This is a genomic window from Micromonospora sp. NPDC048040, assembly GCF_055587185.1.
This window is the reverse complement of the sequence record NZ_JBVJGT010000045.1, coordinates 20,659-42,790: the sequence shown is the minus strand read 5'-3', so window position 1 is coordinate 42,790 and position 22,132 is coordinate 20,659. Positions and strand designations below refer to the sequence as shown.

General features: G+C 71.4%; 13 protein-coding genes and 2 pseudogenes. 11 read left to right on the top strand and 4 right to left on the bottom strand.

The features are described 5' to 3' along the window. Positions 1 to 11: 11 nt before the first annotated feature. Positions 12 to 417 (top strand): annotated as a pseudogene (locus tag ACZ6O2_RS28550) (winged helix-turn-helix domain-containing protein); the annotation flags it as partial. An 88-nt stretch (positions 418 to 505) separates the two neighbouring features. On the opposite strand, the gene ACZ6O2_RS28545 reads toward ACZ6O2_RS28550, so the two are convergent. Genes ACZ6O2_RS28545 through ACZ6O2_RS28535 form a run of 3 tightly spaced genes read right to left on the bottom strand, consistent with a single transcriptional unit; the run spans position 506 to position 9,581 of the window. Beyond that, positions 506 to 3,553, bottom strand: a complete 3,048-nt coding sequence (locus tag ACZ6O2_RS28545) for an LLM class flavin-dependent oxidoreductase (RefSeq protein WP_466024996.1) — start codon at positions 3,551 to 3,553, stop codon at positions 506 to 508. Further along, complete coding sequence (locus tag ACZ6O2_RS28540; RefSeq protein WP_466024995.1) at positions 3,550 to 8,676, bottom strand: amino acid adenylation domain-containing protein; 5,127 nt, start codon at positions 8,674 to 8,676, stop codon at positions 3,550 to 3,552. The genes ACZ6O2_RS28545 and ACZ6O2_RS28540 overlap by 4 nt, the downstream gene beginning before the upstream one ends. A gap of 8 nt (positions 8,677 to 8,684) precedes the next feature. After that, entirely contained in the window at positions 8,685 to 9,581 is an 897-nt protein-coding gene (locus ACZ6O2_RS28535) for a DUF5829 family protein (RefSeq protein ID WP_350711940.1), read from the bottom strand. Positions 9,582 to 9,751: 170 nt separating this feature from the next. Here ACZ6O2_RS28535 and ACZ6O2_RS28530 point away from each other — a divergent pair, with 170 nt between their 5' ends. From ACZ6O2_RS28530 to ACZ6O2_RS28500, 7 genes are all read left to right on the top strand, one after another. Then, the gene (locus ACZ6O2_RS28530) at positions 9,752 to 10,951 is read left to right on the top strand and encodes a beta-ketoacyl-ACP synthase III (RefSeq protein ID WP_466024994.1); all 1,200 of its coding nucleotides are present in this window, start codon (positions 9,752 to 9,754) and stop codon (positions 10,949 to 10,951) included. Then, positions 10,948 to 11,190 (top strand): acyl carrier protein, encoded by a 243-nt coding sequence (locus ACZ6O2_RS28525; RefSeq protein WP_350711942.1) that lies wholly within the window; start codon positions 10,948 to 10,950, stop codon positions 11,188 to 11,190. The genes ACZ6O2_RS28530 and ACZ6O2_RS28525 overlap by 4 nt, the downstream gene beginning before the upstream one ends. Beyond that, the gene (locus ACZ6O2_RS28520) at positions 11,187 to 12,401 is read left to right on the top strand and encodes a beta-ketoacyl-[acyl-carrier-protein] synthase family protein (protein ID WP_357461039.1); all 1,215 of its coding nucleotides are present in this window, start codon (positions 11,187 to 11,189) and stop codon (positions 12,399 to 12,401) included. Before ACZ6O2_RS28525 ends, ACZ6O2_RS28520 begins: the two co-directional genes overlap by 4 nt. 50 nt (positions 12,402 to 12,451) lie before the next feature. Next, the gene (locus ACZ6O2_RS28515) at positions 12,452 to 13,999 is read left to right on the top strand and encodes a GMC family oxidoreductase (protein ID WP_350711944.1); all 1,548 of its coding nucleotides are present in this window, start codon (positions 12,452 to 12,454) and stop codon (positions 13,997 to 13,999) included. After that, positions 13,996 to 15,477 (top strand): aldehyde dehydrogenase family protein, encoded by a 1,482-nt coding sequence (locus ACZ6O2_RS28510; protein ID WP_466024993.1) that lies wholly within the window; start codon positions 13,996 to 13,998, stop codon positions 15,475 to 15,477. Before ACZ6O2_RS28515 ends, ACZ6O2_RS28510 begins: the two co-directional genes overlap by 4 nt. Before the next feature lie 201 nt (positions 15,478 to 15,678). Further along, positions 15,679 to 16,215 carry a flavin reductase family protein gene (locus tag ACZ6O2_RS28505; protein ID WP_350711946.1) on the top strand — a complete coding sequence of 179 codons (537 nt, stop codon included), beginning with the start codon at positions 15,679 to 15,681 and terminating at the stop codon, positions 16,213 to 16,215. Positions 16,216 to 16,528: 313 nt separating this feature from the next. Next, positions 16,529 to 16,738: an MbtH family protein gene (locus ACZ6O2_RS28500; RefSeq protein ID WP_466024992.1), complete on the top strand. Its 210-nt coding sequence runs from the start codon at positions 16,529 to 16,531 to the stop codon at positions 16,736 to 16,738. Between the two features lie 294 nt (positions 16,739 to 17,032). Here ACZ6O2_RS28500 and ACZ6O2_RS28495 read toward each other — a convergent pair whose 3' ends face one another. Next, a complete protein-coding gene (locus ACZ6O2_RS28495) occupies positions 17,033 to 17,548 on the bottom strand; it encodes a hypothetical protein (RefSeq protein WP_466024991.1) in 516 nt (171 codons plus the stop codon). Positions 17,549 to 18,538: 990 nt separating this feature from the next. Between ACZ6O2_RS28495 and ACZ6O2_RS28490 the strand changes: the two genes are divergently transcribed. The 3 genes and pseudogenes from ACZ6O2_RS28490 (at position 18,539) to ACZ6O2_RS28480 (ending at position 21,905) form a co-directional block, all read left to right on the top strand. Continuing rightward, on the top strand, positions 18,539 to 21,148 hold the full coding sequence (locus ACZ6O2_RS28490; protein WP_466024990.1) for a DUF4132 domain-containing protein: 2,610 nt from the start codon (positions 18,539 to 18,541) through the stop codon (positions 21,146 to 21,148). Positions 21,149 to 21,511: 363 nt separating this feature from the next. Next, a pseudogene (locus tag ACZ6O2_RS28485) lies at positions 21,512 to 21,637 on the top strand (IS30 family transposase); the annotation flags it as partial. Then, the gene (locus tag ACZ6O2_RS28480) at positions 21,618 to 21,905 is read left to right on the top strand and encodes an integrase core domain-containing protein (RefSeq protein ID WP_466024989.1); all 288 of its coding nucleotides are present in this window, start codon (positions 21,618 to 21,620) and stop codon (positions 21,903 to 21,905) included. The pseudogene ACZ6O2_RS28485 and the gene ACZ6O2_RS28480, both read left to right, overlap by 20 nt. The last annotated feature ends 227 nt before the right edge of the window (positions 21,906 to 22,132 follow it).

Here is a 22,132-nt window from a genome sequence, read left to right as displayed (position 1 = left end):
ATTTCGGCACGGTACAGGGGCTCCGCGCGGGCGCCGACGACTACGTGGTGAAGCCGTTCTCCATGGCGGAACTGCCGGCCCGGATCGAGGCGGTGCTGCGCCCGACCGCCCGCGCCGTGCGGGCCGAGGCGACGCTGTAGGTCGCCGACCTGCGGGCCGACCTCAACGCCCGGCAGGTCTGGCTCTCCGACCGGGAGGTGAACCTGACCCGCAAGGAGTTCGACCTGCTGATGGCGTTGGCCCGGCAGGGCGGGCACGGTCGTGTCCCGCGAACGGTTGCTGATGGACGTATGGCAGACCACCCGGAAGGCCGGGCACACCCTCGACGTCCACGTCGCGGCTCTGCGCGGCAAGCTCGACGACGTCGGCCTGGTGGAGACCGTACGCGGGGTGGGCTACCGGCTGCGCCCGAGCTGACGACACCGGCCGATTCTCAGATCATCCTCAAGAAATCCCGCCCCGTCGGCCGCTGGCGGCACGGCTGGCGTGTGCTGTCGCCACCGTGTCATCCCCCTGTTCTGGAGCTTCTATGAGAGACAGACGGACGGCCATCTTCTCCGTCCTGCTCGCCGCGACCCTCGCGGCGACCGTTGCGCCCGCGCCCCACGCGTCCGCGGCCGGCCCCGGCGAGGAGCGCTTCCAGCCGAGTGTCACCTATGACCTGTCGGTGACCGACGCCGAGCGCGACGCGATCCACGCGGAAGTCGAGGCGTTGGCTGGACGCGTCAACAGCGCGCGGGCGGGAGACGGCAGCTACGACCCGCTCACTCTGGTCGGGGCGATGCTGGACGGGTCGAGCTACGACTCCATCTCCCGGGGCGGCACGGCCGCGACGGCGTACCCCTTCCCGGTCAGCAACACCGAAGCCAACCAGCACGAGTACGACCGCAAGGTCGCCAAGCTCGCCTGGGTGGTCAAGCTGGCCACCGACCTGGGTTTCCCGGTGGTCGTCCAACGCCAGCCCGACAAGTACGTCTACGCGGAGATCGGTGACCCGGACGCCCCGGAGATGGTCATGGCGTTGAGTCACCTCGACTCGCCGACGGCTTCCGTTTCGCCGGCCCAGCTGGCGCGCTGGCGGGACGCCGATGGCAACCTCGGCACTCCTGAGGTTGTCCACCACGGCCCACTCCTCGGCGACCCGGAGCGGGTCGTGCAGCGGTACGACGACACTGCCGGCCCGGATCTGCACCCGTTCGGTGATGGTGGCGATGGCGGCGGCGGTGACCGACGGGTTCGGGTAGAGCCCGCCGAAGTCGTGGAAGTGCCGTTCCGGGGTCCACACGGCGGTGAACCCGTGCCGGTCGGCGAAGCGGGCGCCCTCGACGAGCAGCCGGTACCGGTTGTCGGCGGCGCCGCCCCGGTCACCGCCGAAGTAGAAGAGGCTGAAGTCCATCGGCCGGGCCTGCACCTCGGCGGGCACCGGGGCGTCGGTGGCCGTCGCGGCGCCGGAGGTGGGTTCGTCACCCCGGACGACGACCTCGAAGCCACGGGTAAGGGTCCACAGCAGTTCCAGCACGGAGATGTCGAAGGAGGCGCTGGTCACCGCCAGCCAGGTCGGCCCGATCTCGTCCCGGCCGCCGTCGGCGTCCGGACCGAACTCGCGGTCCATCCCCGCGAAGAAGGTACTCACGTTGCGGTGGGTGACCAGCACACCCTTGGGACGTCCGGTGGAACCGGAGGTGTAGATGACATAGGCCAGGTCGTCGGCGCGCGCCGGCCCGGCCGCCCCGGTCGGTGCCGGGTCGGCGGGCGGGGTGCCGGGGGCGACGGTGGTGACCGGCAGGCCGCCCAGCCGGCCGGCGAGGTGGTCGGTGGTGACCACCACCCGGGTACCGGAGTCGGCGACCATGAAGGTGAGCCGGTCGGCCGGCAGGGCGGCATCCAGCGGCAGGTATGCTCCGCCGGCCTTGAGGATGGCCAGCAGGGTCACCACCAGGTCGGTGCCGCGGTGCAGCAGGACACCGACCGGCACGTCCGCGCCGACGCCGTGGCCGCGCAACGTGGCGGCGAAGCGTTCGGCGCGCTCGTCGAGTTCGCGGTACGTCAGCCCGGGCTGGTCGCCGGGGCCGGCGTCCCGCACGGCGACCCGGTCGGGGGTGCGCCGGGTCTGCGCGGCGATGAGGTCGTGGACGAGCACGTCGGTGCGGCGTTCGACACCGGTGGCGTTCCACTCGGTGAGCAGCCGGTGGCGCTCGTCCGGGGTCAGGACGTCGAGCTGGCCGACCGGGGTGTCCGGACGGGCCAGAGCCGCGGCGAGAACCTGACGGAAGCGGGCGGCCATCCGTTCGGCGCTGTCGGGATCGAACAGGTCGGTGCTGTACTCCAGGCGACCAGTCAGGTCCGGCCCGCGCCGGGTGAGGGACAGGGTGAGGTCGAACTTCGCGGTGGCGGTGTCACCGGGGACCGGGGTGACCGTGCAGCCGGGCAGGGCCAGCCCCGCCGCGTCGGTGTCGTGGTAGCTGAAAAGCACCTGGAACAGCGGGTTGTGGGCCAGGTCTCGGCTCGGGTGCAACTCCTCGACGAGCTTTTCGAACGGCAGCTCCTGGTGAGCCAGGGCATCGCGGGTTTCGTCGCGGGTCCGCTCGACGAGCTGCCGGAAGGTCGGGGCGCCGCTCAGGTCGATGCGCTGGACCAGGGTGTTGGCGAAGAAGCCGACCAGTGGCTGGATCTCGGCGCGCTGCCGGCCCGCCACCGGCGAACCGACGACGACCTGCGCCGTACCGGTGTGGGCCCGCACGACGATGGCGAAGGCGGCCAGCAGCACCGCGAACGGGGTCGCGGCGGCCTGCCGGGCCAGCGCGGTCACCGCCCCGGTGACATCGGAGTCGAAGCGCAGGTCCAGGTGCGCGCCGCGGTAGGTCTGCGTGGGCGGGCGGGGCCGGTCGGTGGGCAGGCTGGCCAGCAGCGGTACGTCGGCGAGCCGGTCCCGCCAGTGGTCGACGAGCCGGTCGAGGGTGGCACCGGTCAGGTGACCGCTCTGCCATTCGGCGAAGTCGGCGTACTGGACGGGCAGGTCGGGCAGCTGGCGTCCGGTGTAGGCGGCGGTCAGTTCCCGCTCGATGATGGAAAGCGACCAACCGTCGCAGACGATGTGGTGGACGGTGAGGCACAGCCAGTGGTCCTCCGGGCCGAGCCGCAACAGGGTGGCTCGCAGCGGCGGGCCGTTGACCAGGTCGAAGCGGGTACGCGCCTCGGCCCCGGCCAGCGCCTCTGCCTCGGCGGCGTCGGCCACGTCGAGCACGGCCAGGGGTGTCTCCGCCGGTGGTAGCACGACCTGGCGCGGCTGGCCGTCCACCGCCCGGAACACGGTACGCAGCACCTCGTGCCGCCGTACCACCGTGGTCAGGGCCTGCCGCAGGGCGTCGATGTCGAGTCGGCCACGGATGCGGTAGCCCAGCGGGATGTTGTAGACGGGGTTGTCGGGGGTGAGCTGGTCGAGGAACCACAGCCGTTGCTGCGGGTAGGACAGCGGGTGGCTGCGCTGGGCCAGCCGTCGGGTCAGGTGTTGGGCCAGCAGGGCCCGCCGCGCGTCGGTGCCGGTGTCACTCATCGGTCCGCCTCGTTGTCCGCGAAGTCGTGCAGCAACTGGTCGACCTGCTCGGGGGTGAGTTGGTCGAGGTTCTGCAACAGGTCCTCCATCTGGTGCCAGTTACCGGCTGCGATGCCGCCCGGCCCAGCCGCACCGCCGTTCGGCGTACGGGTGTCGAGGGCGGCGACCAGATCGGCGACGGTGGGGGTCCGCAGGAAACGGGCCAGTGCCACGTCGGTGCCGAACGTCTCGTTCACCCGGGCCACCAGCCGCATGGCGAGCAGGGACTGCCCACCGAGGGCGAAGAAGTCGTCGTCGAGGCCGACCTGGTCGAGCCCGATCAGGTCGGCGCAGATCGCGGCGACGGTCCGCTCGGTGTCGGTTCGTGGTGGACGGAAGGCCACCCGCAGGCTGATGCGTTCGACCTCGGCGGCGGGCAGGGCCGCCCGGTCGAGTTTGCCGTGCTCCGTGAGGGGGAGGGCGGCCAGGGACACGTACGCCGCGGGCACCAGGTAGGGCGGCAGCCGCTCGGCGAGCCAGGCCCGCAGGTCCGTGGCGCTCGGCTCGGCCTGGCCGGCTGCGGGAACGACGTAGGCGACCAGGCGTCGACCGGCCTGGCTGTCGACGACGACCGCCGTGCCGGCCACCGCCGGGTGGTCGAGCAGGGTGTTCTCCACCTCGCCCGGCTCGATGCGGAAGCCGGAGATCTTGACCTGGCTGTCGATCCGACCGAGGAACTCCAGTACCCCTCCGGTGCGCCAGCGCACCACGTCACCGGTGTCGTAGAGGCGGGAGCCGTCGGCGTCGAACGGATCGGGGACGAACCGCTGCGCGGTCAGCGCGGGCCGGCCGGCATAGCCCCGGGCAAGACCGGGACCACCGAGGTAGAGCTGACCGGGTACGCCCTCGGGCACCGGGCGCAGCTCGTCGTCGAGCACGTACGCGGTGGTGTTGGCGATGGGGCGGCCGATGGGGACGGAGGTGGCCTCGTCGGGCAGGTCGGTGATGTGGTGCACCACGGCGAAGGTGGTGGTCTCGGTGGGGCCGTAGCCGTTGAGCAGCCGGGCCGGGGCGTGCGGGCTGCGCAGTAGTTGACGGATGCGGACCGGGTTCAGCGCGTCTCCGCCGACGAGCAGGTTGGTCATGGTGGCGAAGCTGTCCGGCCGATGCGCCATGACCTCGTTGAACAGGGCCGAGGTGAGGAACATGGTGGTGATGGCGGACCGACGCAGCTCGTCGCCCAGGTGACCCGGGCTCAGGATGGTGTCGCGGGGGATGACGCAGACGGTGCCGCCGTGCAGCAGGGCGCCCCACACCTCGAAGGTGATCGCGTCGAAGGACGCGTCGGCGACCTGGGCGATGCGTTCGTGCGGGCCGAACCGGACGAAGTCGGTGCCGCAGACCAGGCGCAGGATCGCGTGGTGTGCGACGGCCACTCCCTTGGGTCGGCCGGTGGAGCCGGAGGTGTAGAGGACGTAGGCGGCGCTGTCCGGGCGGGCGGGGGAGTCCGGGACGGCGTCGAGCTGGTCCTCCGGCCCGGCCTGCGGGTCGTCGCCGGTGACCACGTCCACGTCGTCGGTGGGCAGCAGCCCGGCCAGGTCGGCCCGGGTGACCACCACGCGGGCCCCGGAGTCCGCCAGCAGCCAGCGCAGCCGTTGCGCCGGGTAGCCGGGGTCGAGCGGGACGTACGCGCCGCCGGCCTTGAGGACGGCCAGGAAAGCGGTGATCAGGTCACTGCCGCGTTCGTACAGGACACCAACCGGGGTGTCGGTGCGGACACCCCGGCGGCGCAGCAGCCGGGCCAGCCGGTCGGCGCGGGCGTCGAGGTCGGCGTAGCTGAGGGTCTGCCCGGCGGACTCGACGGCGGGGGCGTCCGGTCGCCGGGCCACCTGTTCGGCGAACAGTTCGGGCACGGTACGGTCCGCGGGGAAGGCGGCGGCGGTCCGGTTGTACGTGTGGACGATCCGGTCCTGCTCCGCCGTGTCGAGCAGTGGCAACCGGCCGACCGGCTGGTCGGGGTCGGTCATGGCCGCGTCGAGCAGCCGGATGTAGTGCCCGGTCATCCGTCGCATGGTCGACGCGTCGAACAGGGCGGTGGCGTACTCCCAGATCAGGGTGATCGCCGCGGTGTCGTCGCGGTGGCCGTGCCCGGCGTGCTGTTCCGCGCGGGGCAGGACCACGATGTTCAGGTCGGTCTTGGCGGTGCCGTTGTGGCGTTCCAGGACGGTGCCGGTCAGCCCGGCGAAGCTCAGCCGCGGCATGGGGGAGTCGTGGAAGCTGAACATGGCCTGGAACAGCGGGTTGCGGGACGGGTCGCGCACCGGGCCGATGGCCTCCACCAACCGGTCCAGCGGCACGTCGGCCCACTCGTAGGCACGCGCGGCGCGGGTGTGCACCCGGCGGACCAGATCGGTGAAGCTGGGACGGCCGGACAGGTCGACGCGCAGCGGCAGGGTGTTGACGACCATCCCGATCATGCGTTCGGTCTCGGCGAGCCGCCGGTTCGCCACGCCACTGCCGATGATCATGTCGTCCTGGCGGGCGTAGCGGCTCAGCAGGGCGGCGAAGCCGGCGAGCATGGTGGAGTAGAGGGTGACCCCGTGCCGGCGGCTGTACGCGCGCAGCCGCGCACACAACTCGCCGGCCAGGTCGATCCGCAGTGACGCGCCGGTGAAGCTCTGGGTCAGCGGGCGAGCCCGGTCCAGGGGCAGCGCCAGCTCGTGCGGTGCGCCGGCCAGTTCCCGGGTCCAGTGCGACAGGTGCTGGTCGAGCGTCTCGCCCCGCATCCACCCGCGCTGCCAGAGCGTGAAGTCGCGGTAGCGGCAGACCACCGGCGGCAGGTCCGGCTCCCGCCCGGCGGCGTAGCTGCCGTAGAGGGCGGTGAGCTCGTCGATGAAGACGGCGAAGGACCAGCCGTCGTGGACCAGGTGGTGTTCGACGTGGACCAGGGTGTGGTCGTCAACGGCGTGCCGGATCAGCGCCCACCGGGCAAGCGGTGGGCTGGCCAGGTCGAATGGTTCGCGCAGGTACTCGGCCACGGTCTGCTCGGCCCGCTGGCCGCGCTCCGGCTCGTCGTACGCGGACAGGTCGACCATCGGGAGATCGATGGCGCAGTGGTCCGCGGTGCGTTGCTCGGGACCGTCCGGACCGGCGACGAAACCGGTACGGAAGATGTCGTGCCGGCGGATGATCTCGTTGAGCGCGGCCCGTAGTGCCGCCCGGTCGAGCTGCCCGCGCAGCCGGATGGTGGCCTGGGCGTGGTACGCCCGGTTACCGGGGTCGAGTTGGTCGAGGAACCAGATCCGCTCCTGGGGCAGGGACAGCGGCACGACCGCGTCGGGTGCGGCCGGGCGCAGCGGCGGTGGGCTGGGTGCGCGCTCGGTGTCGTCGGCGTCGTCGAGCGCGGCGGCCATGGCGGCGACGGTGGGGGATCGGTAGATGACCCCGACCGGCAGTTCACCACCGAGCTCGGCGCGGACCCGCGCGGCGAGCCGGCCGGCCATCAGCGAGTTGGCGCCGAGGGCGAAGATGTCGTCGTGCACGCCGAGGCGCTGGTCGGCCGGCGCGGCGTCCGTGGCGCTGGTATGGCCGAGCAGGTCGGCGACGAACCCGGCGAGGAGCTGCTCGGTGCCGGTGCGCGGGACGGCGACGATGTCGGTGAGGCCGGCACTGGCCCGGTCGGGTTCGGGCAGGGCGGACCGGTCGATCTTGCCGCTGACGGTCAGCGGCAGCGCGTCGAGGGTGACCACCACGTCCGGCACGAGGTACGCGGGCAGCCGTTCGGTGAGGTAGGCGCGCAGCCCGGTCGGGTCGTGGTCGCTGGCGGCGTACCCGACCAGGCGGGTGCCGTCGCCGGAGCCCCGGGCGACCACGATCGCGTCGGTGACGGCGGGATGCCCGGCCAGCACGGCCGTCACCTCGTCCGGTTCGACCCGGTGCCCCCGTAGCTTGATCTGGTGGTCGATGCGGCCGACGTAATCGAGGGTGCCGTCGGGATGGCGGCGCACCTGGTCGCCGCTGCGGTACCCGCGTGCGCCGGGCGGACCGTCCAGGTCGGGGACGAACCGCTCGGCGGTCAGCGCGGGCCGGGCATGGTAGCCCCGGGCGACGCCGGCTCCGCAGATGACCAGCTCACCGACCTCGCCGTCGGGTACCGGACGGCCGTCGGGGTCGACCACGGCGACGTGAACGCCGGTGACCGGTACGCCGATGGACGGTCGTCGGCCGTCGGCGTACACCTGTGCCAGGGTGGCCCAGACGGTGGCCTCGGTGGGGCCGTAGGCGTTGTACATGCGCCGGCCGGGAGCCCAACGCCGCACCAGCGACGCGGGGAGCGCCTCACCGGCGCAGATCAGCACGGCCAGGTCGGGCAGGGGCTCGTCGGGCAGGACGGCCAGTACCGACGGGGGCAGCGTGAGGTGGCTGATCCGGCGCGTCCGCAGGGTGGCGACCAGGTCCGGTCCGGGGGCGATGGCGGCCCGGTCCGCCAGGACCAGGGTGGCACCCGTGGCCAGCGCCATGGTGGTCTCGAACACCGAGGCGTCGAAGCTGGACGGGGCGAACTGGAGGACCCGGTCGCCGGGGCCCACCCCGAACGCGTCGGTCTGGGCCCGGACCAGGTTGGCCAGGCCGCCGTGACTGAGCAGGACTCCCTTGGGACGCCCGGTGGACCCCGAGGTGTAGATCGAGTAGGCGAGGTGCCGACCGGTAGGCGGCTGCGGCGGCGGATCGGGCGTCGGCCCGGAGTCCGCCACCGCCTCGGCCGGGTCGACGCGGCGTACCCGCCCGGCGGGCAGCCGATCCATCGTGGACCTCGTTGCGACGACCAGGCCCACGCCGGAGTCGGTGAGCATGTAGGACAGCCGCTCGGCGGGGTAGGACGGGTCGAGCGGCACCCAGGCGCCGCCGGCCAGCAGGGTGCCGAGCACCGCGACGACGGATTCGATCGACCGGTCCAGGGCGATCCCGACCGGTACGTCGGGCCCTACGCCGTGGCGGCGCAGGTGGCGTGCCATGCCGTGGGCGTGCGTGACCAGTTCGGCGTAGCTCAGCGACCGGTCGGTGGACTCCACCGCGATCGCGTCGGGGGTACGGGCGGCGTGTGCGAGGACCGCCTCGTGGAACAGCACAGAATCGCCGGGCATCGACGTACCTATCCTCCGGCCGGTGGGGTGAACGTCCAGTGGGCGGTGCCGTCCTGCCGTAGGACCAACCGCGAGGTGCGGCCGAAGACGAACTCCTGGTGCCGCTGCGGTGCCTCGTGCAGGTCCGTGGTGATGTCGAGAACCCCCTCGGGGGCGGTGGCCGAGCCGACGAGGGTGATGTCGACGCCCGGGCCGGTGATCCGGTACGTCGGGCCGGTGTCGGAGGCGGCATCACCGGTGAGCCCGGACGGGGCGGGCGTGAGCCGGTAGCCCATCGCGGTGAGCGCGTCGGCCATCCGGGCGGCCCGCTGCGGGCGGGCCCGCAGGGTGACCGCGGTGATGTCGCGCAGCCACCGCCGGTCGTGGGTCCCGGCGCCGAAGGCCGCGTCGAGGTAGCCGCTGCGCAGCAGCTCCCCGTCGGGTCCCCGGCGGGCGGAGACCGAGTCGAAGTACTCCCCGGTGACCTCGTTGAGGAACATCAGCAGCGGGCTGTCCTCGCCGAGGTCGACCCGAAGCATGTGGTACCAGGGCCTGGCCTCGCCGGTGTCGGCGCTGCTGCGGTGCACCAGTTCGTAGCGACCGCCGGGGCCGGCGTCCAGCACCTCCCGGGCCCGCTGCACAGAGCCGGGGTGTTCGAAGGAGAAAACCAGCCCGCCGGTGAGGCGGTGCGATCCGGGAAGCGCGCCGTCGAACAACTCCAGCAGGGTGTTCTCGCCAGCCACCCCGAGTGCCGAGTACTGCCCGGCGACCGAGCTGGTGACGTTCTTCGGTTTCACCCGGGCGAACTGTTCGCGCAGCATGTCGCAGGCGAATATCTCTTGGAAGGTGACCCCGTCGAGCAATACCACGACGTGGTCCAGTAGTGGGGCGGAAATGGCGTGCGCATGGCCCTGCGCGAATGGCACGGCGATTTCCTCTCGTCGTTCTACGGACGCTCCACCATGGGATTAAGGCGTGATCAGCCTAATTTCGCCGCCGGTCCTTCGAGTACTGGGGGAAACCCCACCGGGCAGAACCTAGGGGGCGCGGTGCGGGTGCCGCGGTGTTAACTGGCTACTGGCTGGAACCCAAAGAGATGCAAGGGATTCAATATGAGTCTGCCTGTTCGGCGGGTACCGTGACGACCCGGTCGGCCGTGCTCGCCGGGGTGGGTGGCTGGGTGCCGCCGCGCGTGGTCACCAATGCGGACCTCTCCGCAAGACTGGACACCTCGGACGAGTGGATCCGGTCCCGTACCGGCATCGCGCAACGCCACCTCGTCGATCCCGGCATGTCCACGGCGGACCTGGCAGTCGAGGCCGCCCGGCGGGCCCTGGCCTCCGCCGGGACGCCCGGCGTCGACGCCGTCGTGGTCGCCACCATGACGCCCGACCGGTCCTGCCCGGCCATCGCACCCGAGGTCGCCTCCCGACTGGGGCTGACCGGGGTGGCCGCCTACGACCTGAGTGCGGTCTGCAGCGGGTTCGTCTACTCCCTGGCCACCGCCGCCGGCCTGATCGCCACCGAACTCGCCGACCAGGTCCTGGTCATCGGCGCCGATGCGCTCTCCAGCGTGACCAACCCGGCCGACCGCACCACCGCCGTGGTCCTGGCCGACGGCGCGGGGGCGGTCGTGCTGCGCGCGGGCGGACGCGCCGAGCCCGGCGCACTCGGCCCCTTCGACCTCGGCAGCGACGGAGACGGAAGCGACCTGATCCAGGTGGCTGCCGGTGGAGCCCGGCAGCGACTGTCCGGTCGACCGACCGACCCGGCCGACTTCTACTTCACCATGGACGGACGTGAGGTGTTCCGCAACGCGGTCACCCGGATGGCTGCCTCGTCCCGCACCGTCGTGCGGCGCGTCGGCTGGCAGCTCGACGAGGTCGACCGGGTGGTCAGCCACCAGGCCAACATCCGCATCCTCAGCGCCCTCGCCGACGAACTCGATCTGGACCGCAAGCGAATCGTGTCCAACATCGACCGGGTCGGCAACACCGGTGCCGCCTCCATCCCGCTGGCCATCGCCGACGCCGACGCCACCGGCGTGCTTACCGCTGGCGATCGAGTCCTGCTCACCGCCTTCGGCGGAGGCCTGACCTGGGGATCGACGGTACTCGTCTGGCCCCGGTTGCGGCCCGTCGAGCGGCCGGAAGATCCACCGAGACCCGCCGCCGCGACGGACCCGGCCAGCGCCAGGACGGACCCCGCCCCGGCACTGCACCAACCGACGTCCGAGCCGTCGATCATCGGCCCGGCCACGCGGCGACCCACGGACCACGAGGAGCGTGTGACATGACCGACGTCTACCAGCAGATGGTGGAGATCCTCACCACCCGCTTCGAGACGGAGCCCGACGAACTAGGTCCGGACGTGACCTTCGAGGAACTGGACCTGGACTCGCTGTTCATGGTGGAACTGGCCCTGGTCCTGCAGAAGGAGTTCAACATCAGGATCGCCGACGAGGACGCCACGCCGCGTACCACCATCGGCGCGCTCGCCGGCGTCATCGAAGCCTCGTTGGCCCGCGCGGCGTGACCGGGATGGAGACCGCCGTCACCGGCCTGGGACTGGTCACCCCGGGCGGGATTGGCGTGGCGCGGACCTGGCAGACGGTCTGCGCCGGGGTCTCCACGGCGACCCACGACCCCCACCTGGCCGGTATACCCGTCGACCTCTCCTGCCGGGTGCCCGACTTCGACCCGCGCGCCGCACTCGGCCGCCGCCACTGGCAGTACGACCCGATCGTGCAGTTCGCGTTGGTGGCGGCCCGGGAGGCGGTGGCCGACGCCGGCCTCGACCCCGCGACCTGGGACGGCGCCCGGGTCGGCGTGGTGATCGGCTGCGGTATGTGGGGGGTGTCCACCACGACCGCCCAGCATGGCGTCCTCGCCGCCGAGGGGCCGCACCGGGTCTCCGCGCTGACGCTGCCGATGATGCTGTCCAACATGGCCGCCGGCCACGTCGGCATGGACCTGCGCGCGGGCGGTCCCAACCTGGTCACCGCCACGGCCTGCGCCTCCGGCAGCACCGCCATCGGGATGGCCCATGACCTGCTGCGCAGCCGGACCTGCGACGTGGTGGTGGCCGGAGGCACCGAGGCCGGCATCACCCCGCTCGTCGTCGCCGGGTTCGCGCAGATGGGAGCACTGTCGAAGCGCGCCGACCCGACCGCGTCCCGGCCGTTCGACGTCGGCCGGGACGGCTTCGTTCTCGGTGAGGGATGCGGCCTGCTGGTCCTGGAACGCGCCGAGGATGCCGCCGCCCGGGGTGCCCGGGTACGGGCCCGGCTGCTCGGCTTCGGCGCCAGCGCCGACGCGTACCACCCCACCACCCCCGATCCAGAGGGCCGTGGTGTCGAGCGGGCCGTGCGCGTCGCGTTGACCGGAGCCGGTCTCGTACCGGGCGACGTGGACCACGTCAACGCGCACGCCACCGGCACGCCCGCCGGTGACCTGGCCGAGGCGCGGGTACTCCACCGCCTACTCGGCCCGTCGCCGGTGGTGACCGCGAGCAAGGGGGCCCTCGGCCACGCCCTGGGTGCCGCCGGTGGGATCGAGGCGGCCCTGACCGTGCTGGCGGTGCAACACGGTCTCGTCCCGCCGACCGCGAACCTCGACGAACAGGACAGCGCCGTCGACCTGGACGTGGTCACCAAGGCAGCCCGAGAGCAGCGCATCGAGGTTGCCCTCAGCAACTCGTTCGGCTTCGGCGGCCAGAACGCCGTCCTGGTGCTGGCCGCCGCCTGACACCACACGTCGCCCGGCGGGCACCTGCCGGGCGGAAAGGGGCAACACACGTGACAGCGACACCTGCGGGCGCCGATGTCGTCGTCGTCGGTGCCGGATCCGCTGGCTGCGCTCTGGCCCGCCGGCTGGTCGAGCGCGGACTGCGCGTGGTCGTACTCGAGGCCGGCGGTGAGGACACCAACCCCGACATCGGTACGCCCGGACGGCTGGCCTACCTCTGGTTCGCCGAGGAGGACTGGGCGTATCACACCGTGGCGCAGCCGCACGCCGGGCACCGGCGACTGCACTGGCCGCGCGGACGAGTTCTCGGCGGCTCCAGCGCGCTCAACGGCATGATCTGGGCACGGGGCGCCGCCGCCGACTACGACCACTGGGCGTACCTCGGCAACGACGGATGGTCGTGGACGGACGTCCTGCCGGTGTACCGGCGCATGGAGGACTTCGACGCCTTGTCCCCGCTGCGCGGCACCGGCGGACCGATCCACGTCATGTCCCAGTACCGCCCGGATGCGATCTTCGAGTCCTGCATCAAGGCGGCGCAGGAGATCGGGGTCGGGATCAACCCCGACTACAACTCCGGCGAACTGGACGGGGTGTCGCAGACCCAATTGACCATCCGGGACGGCCAACGGCAGAGCGCCGCCGCCGGTTACCTGCGTCCCATCCTCGACCATCCGGGGCTCACCGTCGTCACCCGTGCGCACGCCCGCCGGTTGCTGTTCAGCCAGGACCGCTGCACCGGGGTCGAGTGGGAGCGCGACGGGCTCACCCACACCACCCACGCCGGCGTGGAGGTGATCGTCTCCGCAGGCACCATCGAATCCCCCCGGCTGCTGATGCTCTCCGGCATCGGTGACGCCGCCGAACTGCGCCGGCACGACATCGACGTCCGGGTGCACCTGCCCGGGGTGGGCCGCAACCTGCACGACCACCTGCTCAGCCCCGTCATCTTCAGTACCACCCGCCAGGTCGGACGCTCTCCCGACCTGACGCCGATGCAGAGCCACCTGTTCTGGCGTACGCGGTCCGGCCTGCCGGTACCCGACGTGGAGGCGCTGCACTTCCCGGTCCCGATGTACCAGCCGGGGATGTCCGGCCCATCCGACGGGTTCACCCTCCAAGCCGGCCTCGTCCGCCCGGTGAGCAGGGGACGGATCAGCCTCGTCGGCGGCGACCCGCACGCCGGGCTCGACATCGACCCCGCGGCGCTGGCCTGCGCGCAGGACGTCGACGCGCTCGTCGAGGCGGTGATCCTGTGCCGGGAGATGGGTGCCGGTTCAGCCCTGGCCGGCGGGTGGGGTGCGCGGGAGGTCTATCCGGGCCCGACGGTGCGTACTCTCGACGACCTGCGCGCCTACGTACGCGCCACCGCCGGTACCTTCCACCACCAGGTCGGCACCTGCAAGATGGGTGCCGACGACCAGGCGGTGGTCGACGCCCGGCTGCGGGTGCACGGTGTGCGGGGACTACGCGTCGCCGACGCGTCGATCATGCCGGCGGTGACCACCGCCAACACCCATGCCCCGGCGGTCCTCATCGGCGAACTGGCGGCCGACTTCGTCACCGCCGGCCACCACACCCGGCAGGAGCAGTCGTGACCCCGGCGACGATGACCGACCAGGTGTGCCAGCTGTTCATCGACGGCGACTGGCTCGAGACAGCACCGGGCGGGTACGGCACCTCGCTGGACCCGGCGACCGGGCAACCGCTGGCCCGCTATGCCCAGGCCGGCCCGGCGGACGTCGACGCGGCGGTGGCCGCGGCCCGCGCCGCGCTCACCGCCCCCGCCTGGGCCCTGATGACGGCCGCCGCGCGGGCCCGGCTGCTGTGGCGGGTCGCCGACCTGATCGACGAGCATGCGGACACGCTGGCCGAACTGGAGACCCGCGACCAGGGCCAGCCGCTGCGCGCCGCCCGTGGCTGCGTGGCCGCCGCGGCCGAGCACCTGCGCTACTTCGCCGGCTGGTGCACCAGGATCGAGGGCAGCACGGTGCCGGTGTCCTACCCGGACACGCTGCACTACACCCGCCGGGAACCGGTGGGTGTGTGTGCCCTGATCGTGCCGTGGAACTTCCCGCTGCTGATCGCGGTCTGGAAACTCGCCCCGGCCCTCGCCTGCGGCAACGCCGTCGTGCTCAAGCCGGCCGAGCAGACTCCGCTCACCGCCGCGTACCTCGTGGAGTTGTGCCGGCAGGCCGGCGTACCGGCCGGTGTGGTCAACCTCGTCACGGGCGGGCCGGACACGGGCCGCGGCCTGGTGGCCCACCCCGGGGTGGACAAGGTGTCGTTCACCGGTTCCACCGCTGTCGGCCGGGAGATCGGGCGGGTCTGCGGCGAGCAGCTCAAGCGGGTGACGCTGGAACTCGGCGGCAAGGCGCCGGTGATCATCGCCGGAGACGCTGACCTTGCCGCCGCCGCAGCTGGCTGCCTCAGCGGCGGGCTGGTCAACAGCGGCCAGTCCTGCACCGCCTACACCCGGCTGTACGTGCAGCGGACGCGGGCCGACGAGTTCGCCGAGAAGCTCGCCACCATGGCCGGGAAGGTGCGTGTCGGTCCCGGCCTGGCCCCCGACAGTCAGCTCGGTCCGCTCATCTCCGCCGAGCAGTTGCGGCGGGTGGACGACCTCGTGCGCACCGGTACCGCCGAGGGCGCCCACCTGGTCACCGGGGGAGGGCGGATCACCGCCGGCCCCCTCACCGCGGGCTTCTTCTACCAGCCGACCGTGTTCAGCGGGGTAACCGACGAGATGACCATCGCCCGGACGGAGATCTTCGGGCCGGTGCTGTGCGTCCTGCCGTACGACGACCCGGCGGAACTGGTCGATCGGGCCAACGACAGCGACTACGGCCTGTCCGCCGCGGTGTGGACCCGGGACCTGGCCACCGCTCACCGGCTCGCCGGGGCGATCCGGGCCGGGGCGGTCTTCGTCAACATGCCGCCACAGCCGGATCCGGCCGGGCCGTGGGGCGGCGTCAAGGCCAGCGGGATGGGCCGCGAGATGGGCGCCGCCGCGATCGAGGCCTACACCGAGATCAAGGGGGTGTGGCTGCACACACCCGCCGCCGACCACCCCTGACCGGGCCACCCGGCGGGGTGCCGAGCAGAGGCGGGTGGCGGCTCGAGATCAACCTGCCCGCGCGTACGCCGACGCCGCGAACTGCCGCTGCCGCCGCCGGAACACCGACTGCGGGCCGTTGCCGGTGTACGGGAGAACCATCCGTACGAGCGGCGGGTGGCAGACCCGACCGTCCAGCACCCAGCACCGGGGAGGAACACCATGACCGAGCCCGTCGATGACTCTCCGCCGGTTCGCGCCGATCCGGACACCCTGCGGGCGGTGCTGCGCCACCAGGCCAGCACCGTCACCGTGGTCACCGCTCCCGGCGCCTCGGCGGTCGGATTCACCGCCACGTCGTTCACCTCGGTGTCACTGCGGCCGCCAATCGTCCTGTTCTGCCTGGATCTCAGTTCGTCGAGTTGGCCCACCGTCTCCCGGGCCCGGCATGTTGGCGTGCACCTGCTCACCCGCCAGCAACAGGAACTTGCCCAGAGGTTCGCCACCAGCGGGATCGACCGGTTCGCGGCGCCGACCCGTTGGCGGCACGGGCCCGAGGGGGTGCCGATCCTCGACGACACCCTGGCCTGGCTGCTGTGCCGGGTGATCGACCGGGTGGTCGCGGGTGACCATGCGATCATGCTGGCCGAGCCGGAGCTGCTGCGGCACAGTGAGGTCGACTCGCCGCTGCTCTACCATCGGGGCCGGTACGCGGACCTGGCCAAGCGACCCGAGCCGGTCGCCGGGCGAGCGGCCTGAGCCGCCGACGTGGGTAGTTTCAGCGCTGGCTCCGGGCGGAACCGATCCTCGCGCCTGCCGGGCGTCCGAGGACCAGCGTGCCGTGACCGTACCGGAGCCGCCAGCGGCCACCTGAAAATCGCCAACAGTGAAGTCGACACCCGGATCCTCGTGACCTTGATTTACCGTGATGGATGTGATTGGTGGCTCCGCCTCCGTGTGGGGCGATCAATTGGATTTTTGTGATGGCCGCCGATGGGGTAACGCATCGGATGGTTGGTCGATATAATACTCATGTCTAATCTGTGGACACCGCCACACCTGGAGAGCAGTGATGGAAGCATCTGAGGACCTGCGCCGATACCACGTCGTGGTAAACGACGAGGAACAATATTCGATCTGGTTGGAGGGATCGGAGATTCCGGCTGGGTGGCGGGCGGTAGGCGTCACCGGCGACCGGGCGACCTGCCTGGCGCACATCGACGAGATTTGGACCGACCTGCGTCCGCGCAGCCTACGGGAGCATTTGGAAACGCAGGGCTGATCCCGACATCACCGCACCATTGCCGCCTGCCGGGAACCGGTGTGCCCCGCCTTTGGGCCGATCTACGTGGTTGCGTTCGACGGCGGCAACTCCCTGCTGGCAACCGGCAGCGCCGACAAGACGGCCCGGCTGTGGAACATCGACCCCGAGCAGATGGGCTCGCACGTCTGCGCCACCACCGGTGATGTCATCACCCAGGCCGAATGGGAGAAATACCTACCAAGGCATCCCCTACGCGCCGTGCGGTGGCTGAACCGGCGTCTCCGAGACCAGAGGCAATCCCAGAGCTCACACTCAGGTGCCCTGCCAGTGTGGGGTGTGGGCACGGACGTCCGCCGGTATGCCGATCCGCCCGTTCGCCAGAACGAGAGGCGTGATCTCCGTCGTCTCGTGGAAACGCAGGTAGCCGACGACGCGCTCGACGCCGTCGCCCCGATCGACCGCGCGCGAGCCCAGCCACTCCAGCAGCGTCCGAAGCTGGTAGAACATGTCGGGGTGCAGCTCCTGGCGCACTGTCAACGCCCAGCCGTCCGGCTGCTTCCGCTCGACCAACTCGGCGATCAGCGCGCCCCCCACTCGCCGGGCCGCGCCCCGCTGCCCGAAGATCGGCGCTGGTTCGGCGCTCTCCCACTCACAATCCGGATCGTCGGGATCACCCAACGGATAGGTCTCCCGATAGGCGTCCGTGCCGATCGGCAGCCGCTCGGGCCTGGGCCCCTGCCCCACGTTCCACCGCAGCTCGGCGAACTCGTCGTCGGTGAGGTCGCCACGCAGGTCGATGCTCAACACGATCTCGTACAGGTCTCCCACGGGGCGCACCCTACCGGTGCGTCCGGCTGCTCGCGGGCCGGCTCGGCCGGCCCGCGAGGTGCCAGTCGACGACGGGTGGTGCCGTTGTCCCACACTGCGCAGCTATGGGCGCCCGACTGAACGCTGGCGTAAGGCGAGGCCGAGTGACACCCCTCGGCGTAGCGGAAACCGCACCAACCGGGAGGACGCCGATGAACGCGCAGGCATGCGTCCACACTGACAGCGACCACTACCGACGCAGCGAAGGGTCCAGTTCATTACTGGCCAAAAACCTAAAAGGGGACCTATCGCTCGCATTGTCTTTAGCTGATCCGGCCCACTCTACTGTTCGTTGCGGCTGTCAGCATCTCTGTGCCAGCCCTGAGGATCGCCCGAGCGTGGCGTGCCATCGCTACAGTCCTGACAGCTGTAGACGAAATGAACGCCGTCGCCCTGCGCCGCACGTCGGCCTTCAGGCCTGCCTCGGGGTAGGGCATCCCCGGCGATGGCCGTGAACGTGGAACCCGCCTGTTCGCGGTTTGCCGACTAGTCGATAAGTCCTCGCCTGCCCAGCCAGGCGTCGCGCCTGGCGCGGGCTGAACGACCTGGAGATCGCGCCCTCATGTGAGCGACCAGTGGGTCAACGGTGCCAGTCCGGCGGACGCGATCGTGCCGTCGACGAAGATGACATGCCAGATCCAGAGGCGCACAGCACGGTCCAGATCTCGCACAAGTGGTCGGCTCCGGCACGACGTGCAGCTGACGTCCGTCGGCTACCCAGCGATCGTCGCCTTCCCCTGCGGCCGGCCCGGGCCTGGTCCAGCGACCGCGCCCGAGCGGCCAGCAGCGCGACCGTCTCGCAGACTGGCCGCGGCCGGTCAGAACGCCACGCTGTCAGTCCCAACGGCTACGGTGTCGCCAAGCAGCCAGCAAGATCAGCGGTCGGTGCGGGAATCGTGCCATCGCCACCACCATGCTGGCGATCGTCAGACAGAGCGTTCGGGACCCACAATGGCCAAGCAACACCTACTCACCTGCATCGGTGCCGGCTCGGCGAAGTTCTGGCAGGTCAGCCAGGACGGTGCCGAGCTGAGCATCCGCTTCGGGCGGCTCGGCTCCACTGGCCAGGCGCAGGTGAAGGAGTTCGACACTGCCGAGGCGGCAACCGCGGCCATGCGCAAGCTGGTCGCCGAGAAGCTCCGCAAGGGCTATACCGAGGGCACTGTCACCGCCGTGCCCGCACCGGCAGTCGGCCAGCCGACCGCGACAGCCGCCGCGCGGCCCGCCCCCGTCCCGGACCAGGAGACACTAGCGCAGGCGATGCCTTCAGCCGAGCTGCCGGACGCGACCACACATGACACGCAGGAACCCGCTCATCTCCAGCCGGCTCCGGCCGGGCCGGGTAGGGCCGACAACTCGAGCAACGCGGTCGCACCTGCAGAGGCGCTGCCTGAGGTGCTGGTCGACCCGCCGTGGTCGCGCCCCCGCCGGACCCGCGACCCGGTCGTCGTCGACGGTCTGGTGTGCAGCGACGAACCGAGCGTGACCTGGCGGCCGGGCGAGCGCGCCGCCTGGCAGGCCACGCCGTCCAAGTACATGTCGTGGGCGAACGACCCCCAGACGAACTGGACGCATGTCGCCGAGCACGTCGCCGGTGTCCGCAGCGACGACTACGTCTTCGAGCACCACGAGATCTCACTGTTCACCGCAGGCCCGCAGGAAGCCGCCGAGCCGGTGATCGAACACTGGCGCACTGACCACGTGTGGGACGCCGCAGACTGGATGCCCGCCGTGCTGGCCCGCTTCCAGCTCGCGGCGCTGCCGATGGCGCTCGACGCAGCCCGGCACGGCCCCGCCCAGGTCGTGCCCTGGCTTCTGCCGTTCGCCAGCCCGAAACTGGCAGCGCAGATGGCCGAATGGCTGGCGCGGCTGAAGTCGCTGCGGCCGACCGTTCTGGCGTGGCTGTCGCAGCACCCCGAAGCCGCGGCGCGGGCACTGATCCCGCCGGCACTCGGCCGGCCGGGTCCGGCCCGGGAGCGCGCGGAGCAGGCGCTGCGCGTGCTGGCGTCGGACAGCCACGAGGTCGTGCTGACGGCGGCCGCCGGATACGGCCCTGACGCGGCTGCGGCGATCGCGGAGCTCGTATCGGCCGATCCGCTGGACGCGCTGCCCGCCACCATGCCGGTGCTGCCCGGCTGGGCAGAACCCGACGAGCTCGCACCGATCCGGCTGCGCGACGAGCCGCGCGTCCTGCCAGACGAGGCCGTCCGGCACGTGCTGACGATGCTGGCGATCTCGCAGCCGGGCGACGTCTACGCCGGAGTCGAGCTGGTCAAGGTCGCCTGCGACGGGCCCAGCCTGGCAGGGTTCGCATGGTCGCTGTTCGAGTGTTGGCGGGCCGCCGGCTACCCGGCGGAGGAGCGCTGGGTGCTGCACTCGCTGGGCCTGCTGGGCGACGACACCACAGTGCGCGCGCTGACCCCGCTGATCCGGGTGTGGCCGGGGGAGAACGGCCATGCCCGCGCGGTGCACGGCCTGGACGTGCTGGCCGCCATCGGCTCCGACGTGGCGTTGATGCACCTGCACGGCATCGCGGAGAAGGTGAAGTTCAGCGGTTTGAAGCAACGCGCCAAGCAGAAGCTGGACGAGGTCGCCGAGCAGCGCGGCCTGACCTCGCAGCAGCTGGCCGACCGGCTGGTACCCGACTTCGGTCTGGCCGACGACGGCAGCCTCAGCCTCGACTACGGCAACCGCCGGTTCGTGGTCGGGTTCGACGAGCAGCTCAGGCCGTATGTCGCCGGCGCCGACGGCAGACGGCGCAAGGACCTGCCCAAACCCGGCGCGGCAGACGATCCGCACCTGGCCCCGGCCGCCTACCAGCGCTTCACCGCCCTGAAGAAGGACGTGCGCGTCGTCGCCGCCGACAGCATCCGCCGGCTGGAGCAGGCGATGGTGAGCCGCCGCCGCTGGAAGGCCGAGGACTTCAACCGGCTGCTCGTCGGGCACCCGCTGCTGTGGCACATCGTGCGCCGCCTCGTCTGGGGCCGCTACGACGACACCGGCGCGCTGATCGGCGGGCTGCGCGTCGCCGAGGACCGCAGCCTCGCCGACATCGACGACGACATGGTGCACCTGCCGGGCGAGGCCGTCGTCCGGGTGGTGCACCCGGTGGAACTCGGCGACAGCCTGCCCGCTTGGGCGCAGCTGTTTGCTGACTACGAACTCGTGCAGCCGTTCCGGCAGTTGGCACGAGAAGTGAGCAGCCTCGGCGCGGACGAGCGTGTGTCCAGTACGCTGGACAGGTTCGCTGGCCTGAAGGTCCCCACCGGGCGGCTGCTCGGGCTCGAGCGGCGGGGTTGGCGGCGCGATCTGCCCGAGAACCAGGGCTACCAGAACGCGATCGAGCACCGCCTGCCCGGTGGCCGCACCGTGGTCATCGATCTCAACCCGGGCATCCCCATCGGCACCATCACACACGAACCCGATCAGGTCCTGGAACGGGTGTGGCTGCGCGGCAACCGCGACGACGACGGCCTACACGGCAGTGCCGCCACATTCGGCGTCCTGCACCCGGTGACCGCCTCGGAGATCTTGTCCGATCTTGACGGACTCGTGTCGTGACCTACCAGGCCACGGCTCGCATCCGTCCACCTGCGCGGGTCGGTGCCCCGCATCGTGACCCTCCACCGGCTCCGGCCTGGGCGCGTGGCTTCGGCGTGTTGTGCCGAGTGGAGGTGGAAGGCACGGATCCTACGCTGTGGCCCTGACTCGACTGTTGCATTGGCAGATCATCACCGCCGTGGAGGTCAACCTGACGGATCGGCAGCCTGGCGCCGCCAGGGCAAAACCGATGCCATCGATGCCACCGCCGCCGCCCACGCCGTCCTGTCGGCTCAAGCCCGGTTGGCCAGGCCTCAGCCCTCGGTGACGACTCCGGCCTCGCGGGCTTTGACGACTGCCCGCACCCGGTCCGGTACGCCGATCTTGGTGACCGTCGCTCACGCCCTCAACAGCCGCCCCCGCAAGACACTCGGATGGCGAACTCCCGCAGAAGCCCTCAACGATCACCAACTCTCAATCCAAACAAGCGGTGTTGCGGCGACCCCTTGAACCCGGGAGGTACACCTCGGCCGACTTCGCCCGAGCCTGCGCCCGATGGAAGGTACGCCAGTCGATGGGGCGGGTCGGATCATGCTTCGACAACGCCGTCGCCGAGGCCACCTTCTCCACCATCAAGGTCGAGTACGTACACCGCCGCCACTTCCGCACCCGCACCGAGGCCCGGCTGAAGATCGCCACCTGGATCACCCGACTTCTACAACCGGCATCGCCGGCACTCCGTCTGCGACTGGCGATTCCCGGTGTTGGGGTGCGCTGATCTCAGTCGGGCCGCTACGAGATCCTGGGCCGGCCCTGCTCGTGCCGAATCCCACGACGACCGGCGCGGTGGAGGCGTTGGTCGGACCAGACCGTGGCTGGGCGTGGCTCGGCGTCGGGCTGGTCACCGTCCTTGCGGTCGCCGGCGTCAAAAGGGCCAAGCCCGACGAGCCCACCACAAACGACGGCTCAACCTCGAATTTCGACCATGATCCCGAATGGCGGCTG

Coding starts and splice junctions, on each gene's coding strand:
- ACZ6O2_RS28525 (WP_350711942.1), top strand. CDS start 10,948: ATGACCGACGTCTACCAGCAGATGGTGGAGATCCTCACCACCCGCTTC.
- ACZ6O2_RS28530 (WP_466024994.1), top strand. CDS start 9,752: ATGCAAGGGATTCAATATGAGTCTGCCTGTTCGGCGGGTACCGTGACG.
- ACZ6O2_RS28545 (WP_466024996.1), bottom strand. CDS start 3,553: ATGAGTGACACCGGCACCGACGCGCGGCGGGCCCTGCTGGCCCAACAC.
- ACZ6O2_RS28500 (WP_466024992.1), top strand. CDS start 16,529: ATGGAAGCATCTGAGGACCTGCGCCGATACCACGTCGTGGTAAACGAC.
- ACZ6O2_RS28490 (WP_466024990.1), top strand. CDS start 18,539: ATGGCCAAGCAACACCTACTCACCTGCATCGGTGCCGGCTCGGCGAAG.
- ACZ6O2_RS28505 (WP_350711946.1), top strand. CDS start 15,679: ATGACCGAGCCCGTCGATGACTCTCCGCCGGTTCGCGCCGATCCGGAC.
- ACZ6O2_RS28540 (WP_466024995.1), bottom strand. CDS start 8,676: ATGCCCGGCGATTCTGTGCTGTTCCACGAGGCGGTCCTCGCACACGCC.